This is a genomic window from Streptomyces sp. NPDC048331, assembly GCF_043201215.1.
Classification (GTDB): Bacteria; Actinomycetota; Actinomycetes; order Streptomycetales; family Streptomycetaceae; genus Streptomyces.
This window is the reverse complement of the sequence record NZ_JBICYT010000050.1, coordinates 40,470-46,641: the sequence shown is the minus strand read 5'-3', so window position 1 is coordinate 46,641 and position 6,172 is coordinate 40,470. Positions and strand designations below refer to the sequence as shown.

At 72.6% G+C, this 6,172-nt stretch carries 6 protein-coding genes; 4 read left to right on the top strand and 2 right to left on the bottom strand.

Features of this window, described 5'->3' with window-relative positions:
• The first annotated feature begins 192 nt into the window (after nt 1-192).
• Entirely contained in the window at nt 193-903 is a 711-nt protein-coding gene (locus tag ACGFYY_RS37835; RefSeq protein ID WP_393716605.1) for a pyridoxal 5'-phosphate synthase, read from the top strand.
• A gap of 13 nt (nt 904-916) precedes the next feature.
• Here ACGFYY_RS37835 and ACGFYY_RS37830 read toward each other — a convergent pair whose 3' ends face one another.
• Together ACGFYY_RS37830 and ACGFYY_RS37825 are read right to left on the bottom strand one after the other, a co-directional pair.
• Complete coding sequence (locus ACGFYY_RS37830) at nt 917-1,348, bottom strand: Zn-ribbon domain-containing OB-fold protein (protein ID WP_393716603.1); 432 nt, start codon at nt 1,346-1,348, stop codon at nt 917-919.
• A complete protein-coding gene (locus tag ACGFYY_RS37825) occupies nt 1,345-1,797 on the bottom strand; it encodes a DoxX family protein (RefSeq protein ID WP_393716601.1) in 453 nt (150 codons plus the stop codon). The genes ACGFYY_RS37830 and ACGFYY_RS37825 overlap by 4 nt, the downstream gene beginning before the upstream one ends.
• Nucleotides 1,798-2,034: 237 nt before the next feature.
• On the opposite strand from ACGFYY_RS37825, the gene ACGFYY_RS37820 reads away from it, so the two are divergent.
• The 3 genes from ACGFYY_RS37820 to ACGFYY_RS37810 all read left to right on the top strand — a co-directional run bounded on the left by ACGFYY_RS37820 (nt 2,035) and on the right by ACGFYY_RS37810 (nt 6,109).
• Nucleotides 2,035-3,231 (top strand): flavin-containing monooxygenase, encoded by a 1,197-nt coding sequence (locus ACGFYY_RS37820; protein ID WP_393716599.1) that lies wholly within the window; start codon nt 2,035-2,037, stop codon nt 3,229-3,231.
• The gene (locus ACGFYY_RS37815; RefSeq protein WP_393716597.1) at nt 3,228-3,674 is read left to right on the top strand and encodes a hypothetical protein; all 447 of its coding nucleotides are present in this window, start codon (nt 3,228-3,230) and stop codon (nt 3,672-3,674) included. The genes ACGFYY_RS37820 and ACGFYY_RS37815 overlap by 4 nt, the downstream gene beginning before the upstream one ends.
• Nucleotides 3,675-3,874: 200 nt before the next feature.
• Entirely contained in the window at nt 3,875-6,109 is a 2,235-nt protein-coding gene (locus ACGFYY_RS37810; protein WP_393716595.1) for an acetate--CoA ligase family protein, read from the top strand.
• The last annotated feature ends 63 nt before the right edge of the window (nt 6,110-6,172 follow it).

Sequence of the window (6,172 nt, the reverse complement as noted above, 5' to 3'; positions counted from 1 at the left end):
CATCGCGAAGCGACGCGACCGCAGGGAGCGCCCTTGAGGGACCGGCCCGACCCGGAGGGACGATGGGACTGACGGGAAACCCCCATACCCACCCCCGATGCCGCCCGGCCGGCTCCCGCCCCCCGAAGCCCCCGCTCCCCGAAGCCACCACCCCCCTGGCCCCCGCCCCCGCCCTGCTGTTCCATGGGGCCCATGAGCAGCGAGAGCAACAGCACCGGCAGCACCGACCCGGCCGGCGAGGCCCGCCCCGACGCGTTCCACGCCACCCTCCACTCCCTGCGCGTGTGGGACTCCGCGCTCCCCGGGTTCGACCCCGCAGCCGCGCCCGACGAGCCGTTGCCGCTCTTCCGGGAGTGGTTCGTGCATGCCGCGCGGGCGGGGCAGTTGGAGCCGCACACCATGAGTCTGGCGACGGTGGACGGTCAGGGGCGGCCCGATGTGCGGACGCTGATGCTGCACGACGCCGACGCGCGCGGCTGGCACTTCGCCTCGCACGCCACCAGCGCCAAGGGCGTGCAGCTGGCCGGATGCCCGGAGGCGGCGCTCGGGTTCTACTGGCCGAGCGTGGGCCGTCAGGTCCGCGTCCGGGGTCGGGTCGCCGCCTGCGGGCCCGAGGAGAGCCGGGCGGACCTCGCGGTCCGCTCGCGCGGTGCGCTCGCCGCCGCGCTCACCGGCCGGCAGAGCGAGGTGCTCGGTTCCGTGGAGGAGCTGGCGCGGGTCTCGGCGGCGGCCTGGGAGCGGGCCGGAGCCGAGCCGGACGCGCCGGCTCCGACCTGGACGCGGTACGTTCTGGAACCCGTCGAGGTGGAGTTCTTCCAGGGGGACGCCGCGCGTCGGCACGTCCGCCTGCGGTACTCCCGTACCGCCGACGGGTCCTGGGGCCGTGAGCTGCTCTGGCCCTGAGCACGCCCGACCGTCAGTGCGGCGGCGCGGGCGCGGGCCGGAAGACCGCCACCCACACCCCGTCCGCCGCCTCGCGGAAGGTGACCGTCAGCGGCATGCCGATGCGCAGCTCCGCCGCCTCGCAGTCCACCACCTCGGTCATCATCCGCGGGCCTTCGGCGAGGTCGACGACCGCCGCCGCGTAGGGGACGCGCGTGCCGAACGGCGGGAGGTCGTTGCGGTGGATCACCGACCATGTGTAGAGGGTCGCCCGGCCGCTCGCCGTCTCCCATGTCACGCGGTCCTCGCCCGCCCAGCAGAACGGGCAGAACTCGCGCGGGTAGTGGTGGGCCCGCCCGCAGTCGGCGCAGCGTCGTAGCAGGAGTCGGCCGTCGGCCGCCGCGTCCCAGTAGGGGCGGGTGAACTCGTCGGCTTCGGGGAGGTCGTACCGCGCGGTGCCGCTCACAGGAAGAGTCCGATCGCCGCGTCGAGGGACCAGGTCTGCCAGGACATCGCGAGGAGCGCGACGAGCGAGATGAGCGCCATCATCGCGTTCTGGCCCTGCTCGGCCCAGTCGTGGATCATCAGGATGAGGTAGAGCAGGTTCAGCAGGAGTCCGCCGATCAGTGCGACGGGGGTCAGGAAGCCGAGTACGAGGCCGAGCCCGAGTGCGAGTTCCGCGTAGACGACGATGTACGCCATCGCCTTCGGCCGCGGTGCGACGACCAGCTCGAAGCCGCCCTTGACGAAGGTCCAGCGGTGTTTGCCGGCGACGTCGGCGGCCCAGGCGATGCCGGTGCCGCGCTCGAACCAGCCTTTCTTGTCCTTGTGCCGCCAGCTCTCCAGCCACCACAGGCCGAGGCCTATCCGGAGCACGGCGAGCCATTCGGCCCCGCTGAGCCAGATGGTCTGCATCGGAAGCCCCCTCCCTCTCGCGATCGGCGTCCACGCGTGCACCCGCACACGCGCGCACGCACACGGCCGCCCTATCTGACGGTACGTCAGTTGAGCCGATCCGGAGCGATCGCGCAAGGCCCCGGCCGGTACGGGCGCACGGCCGCGCGGGCGCTCCGGGCGCCCGTGATCGATCCGCAATCGATTCCCCGCCCGACCGAGACCCATGAACCCAGCGTGGCGATACGATCACACCTCATGCCCGGAGACCCCACAGCACCCGATCTGACCACCCAGCCCCGCCCCGTGTACGTGATCGGGGCCGGCCCCGGCGGCCTCGCCGCCGCCGCCGCACTGCGCGCCCGCGGGGTCCGCGCGGTGGTCGTCGAGAAGTCCGACGGGGTGGGCGCCTCCTGGCGGCGGCACTACGACCGGCTGCACCTGCACACCACGCGCCGGCTCTCCGCCCTCCCGGGTCTGGCCATACCGCGCCGCTTCGGGCGCTGGGTCTCCCGCGACGACGTCGTGCGCTATCTGGAGAAGTACGCCGAGTTCCACGAGCTGGAGCTGGTCACCGGTGTGGAGGTGACCCGGATCGAGCGCGCCACACCCGCCGAGGACGGAAGCGGTGACGGCTGGATCCTGCACGCCAGCGGCGGCCGCGAGCTGGCGGCCGCGGCCGTGGTCGTCGCCACCGGGTTCAACCACACGCCCGCGCTCCCCGACCGGCCGGGCCGGGACGCGTACGAGGGACGGCTGCTGCACGCCTGCGAGTACCGCAACCCCCAGCCGTACGCGGGCCAGGACGTCCTCGTCGTCGGCGTCGGCAACACCGGCGCCGAGATAGCCGTCGACCTCGCCGAGGGTGGCGCGGCACGGGTGCGGCTCGCCGTGCGCACCGCGCCGCACATCCTGCGCCGCTCCACCGCCGGCTGGCCGGCCCAGCGCAGCGGGATCCTCGTACGCCGGTTGCCCGCGCGGCTCGTGGACCGGCTGGGCGCGCTCGTGGCGAAGGTCTCCGTGCCGGACCTGTCGGCGTACGGGCTTCCGCGCCCGACCACCGGCCTGTACAGCAGGGTCAAGCAGGGGTCGATACCGGTTCAGGACGTCGGTCTGATCGACGCGGTCCGCGGCGGGAAGGTGGAACCGGTGGCGGCCGTCGAGGCCTTCGACGGCGCCGAGGTGGTGCTCGCGGACGGCTCGCGGATCGCTCCGGACGTGGTGATCGCGGCGACCGGCTACCGCCGGGCCCTGGAGGAGCTGGTCGGCCACCTGGGGGTGCTCGACGAGCGCGGCCGCCCCCGTACGCACGGCGCCCGCTCCCCCGAGCAGGCACGCGGCCTGTACTTCACCGGCTTCTCGAACCCCATCAGCGGCATGTTCCGGGAGATGGCGATGGACGCGGAGAAGATCGCCAAGGCGGTCGCCCGCCGCTCCGGCACGGGTGCCGCGTGAAGCTGCCCGGCAGGAGCCTTCCGGCCCGGATCCGGGAGGCCGCCCGGACGGCGTGGAGCGAGCCGCTGTCCCGCGGGTACCTGATCCTGCTCGCGGTGTTCGCGGTGTGGGCCATGACCGGCGGCGTCGGACTCGGCGAGAACGGCTACCTGGCCCGCAACATCGCCGTGGTGCTCACCCTGCCGTGGCTCCTCGTCCTGCACCTCTTCCTCGTCCTCACCCAGGTCGACACCTGGCTGCTCGGCTACAGCTTCTACTTCGAAGCCCCGCCCTGGCTGTTCGAGCCGGCCTGGGTCCTGTACTGCCTGACCGCCGGCCTGCTGAACGCCCGGCTGCTGGCCCGCGTGACGCGCTCGACGCGGGAGGCGGGCTCGGCGCCGTGGTGGGTGCCGATGTTCACCGTGACCTTCTTCGCCTGCGTGTTCGCGCTCTGGCACGTCTGAGCGCGGAGACCGCCGGTCCGGGTCGGCCGAATCGCGCCCTGGACCGGTGCCCGCGGGATCTGTCACGGTTCACTTCACCACACCACCTCCACACCTTTCCTGCGCAGCCCTGTTCCTGACGGCACGTCAGTTCAGTAATCTGACTACACGTCAGTTATTGAGTTCCATCGAGGTTCATCGAGCAGGAGTGGGCGGCAACGATGCTTGGATCTACTCACGGCACCCTCACCACCGACTTCCGCGCACGTGTCGAGGCCTGCGGGGAGTCTCCCAGGACCGCCGTCCACTCGTCCGCGGCCCCGTCCGCCGACGACGCGGCCCCCCTGGACGTCAGCGGACGACCGCTGCACGCCGACGTGCCCGATCTGGACCGGTTCTTCCGGCCCGAATCCGTGGCCGTCATCGGCGCCTCCGACGCGGAGGGCCGACCCAACACCGGCATCACCCGCCAGCTCATCGCCTGGGCGGAGCGCGTCGGTGCCCGGATCCACCCCGTGCACCCCACCCGCCCCACCGTCTTCGGGCTGACCTGCCACGCGTCCGTGGCCGACCTGCCCGAAGAGGTGGACCTCGCCGTCCTCCTCGTCGCCGACCCGCTCCCCGTCATCGAGGAACTGGCCGAGACCAAGGTCAAGTTCGCGGTCGTCTTCGCCTCCGGCTTCGCCGAGACAGGTGACGCCGGCGCCGCCGCCCAGGAACGGCTCGGCGCCGCCGTCCGGGACTCCGGCCTGCGCCTGCTGGGACCCAACACCAACCTCAACGCCTTCGAGAAGTTCCGTGACGACCTCGACGGCCCGGCGATCGCCCTGATCACCCAGTCCGGCCACCAGGGCCGCCCCGTCCACACCCTCCAGGAGCTGGGCATCCGGCTCTCCCACTGGGCGCCCACCGGCAACGAGGCGGACCTGGAGACCTCCGACTTCATCTCCTACTTCGCCGAGCAGCCCGAGGTCGGGGCCATCGCCTGCTATGTGGAGGGCCTCAAGGACGGCCGGTCCTTCCTGCTCGCCGCCGACCGGGCCGCCCACAACGGGGTCCCCGTCGTCGCCGTCAAGGTCGGCCGCACCGAGACCGGCGCCCGCATGGCTGCCTCCCACACCGGGAAGCTGACCGGCGCCGACACCGTCGTGGACGCCGCCATGCGCCAGTTCGGCGTCATCCGCGTCGACGGCCTCGACGAACTCCAGGACACCGCCACCCTGCTCGCCCGGGCCCGCAAGCCCAAGGCCGACGGGGTCGTCGTCTACTCCATCTCCGGCGGCACCGGCGCCCACTTCTCCGACCTGGCCACCGAAGCCGGTCTGACCCTGCCGACCTTGTCGCAGGCCAAACAGGACGAACTCCACCAGTGGATCCCCGGCTACCTGAACGTCGCCAACCCCGTCGACAACGGCGGCCACCCGGTCGGCGACTGGCGCGGCCGCAAGATCATCGACGCGATCCTCGCGGACCCCGAAGTGGGCGTCCTGATCTGCCCGATCACCGGCCCGTTCCCGCCCATGAGCGACAAGCTCGCCCAGGACCTCGTGGACGCCGCCGAGCAGAGCGACAAGCTGATCTGCGTGATCTGGGGCTCCCCCGTCGGCACCGAGGACGCCTACCGCACCACCCTCCTCGGCTCCTCCCGCGTGGCCACCTTCCGTACCTTCGGCAACTGCATCAGCGCCGTCCGCGCCTACCTCGGCCACCACCGCTTCACCGCCGGCTACCGCTCCCCCTTCGAGGACGCCCCGCGCACACCCTCACCCTCGTACCGCAAGGCGCAGGCCCTCATGCGGCCCTCGCAGCAGCTCAGCGAGCACGCGGCGAAGCAACTCCTGCGCGCCTACGGGATACGGGTCCCCCGCGAGCAGCTGGTGACCAGCGCGGCGGCGGCGGTCCGCGCCGCCGGACTGGTCGGCTACCCGGTGGTGATGAAGGCCTCGGGCCCGCAGCTGGGCCACAAGACGGAGCTCGGCCTCGTGAAGATCGGCCTCACCTCGGCGAGCCAGATCCGCGACGCGTACCGGGAGCTCACCGACATCGCCCGCTACGAGAACGTGCCGCTCGACGGGATCCTGGTCTGCCAGATGGTCGAGCGGGGCGTGGAGATGGTCGTCGGGGTGACCCAGGACGACCTCTTCGGCCCCACCGTCACCGTCGGACTGGGCGGGGTCCTCGTGGAGGTCCTGCACGACGCGGCGGTCCGCGTGCCGCCGTTCGGCGAGGACCAGGCGCGGGCGATGCTGCGGGAACTGCGCGGGCACGCACTGCTGGAAGGCGTCCGGGGAGCACCCCCGGCCGATGTGGACGCCCTGGTGGAGGTCGTGCTCCGGATCCAGCGGATGGCCCTGGAACTGGGCGGCGAGCTGTCCGAGCTGGACATCAACCCCCTGATGGTGCTCCCGCGGGGCCAGGGCGCGGTCGCCCTGGACGCCCTGGCCATCTGCCGCTGACCCGCCGCTTCCCGGGCTCCGCCCGGACCCGCGCCTCAAACGCCGGCGAGGCTGAAACCTCCG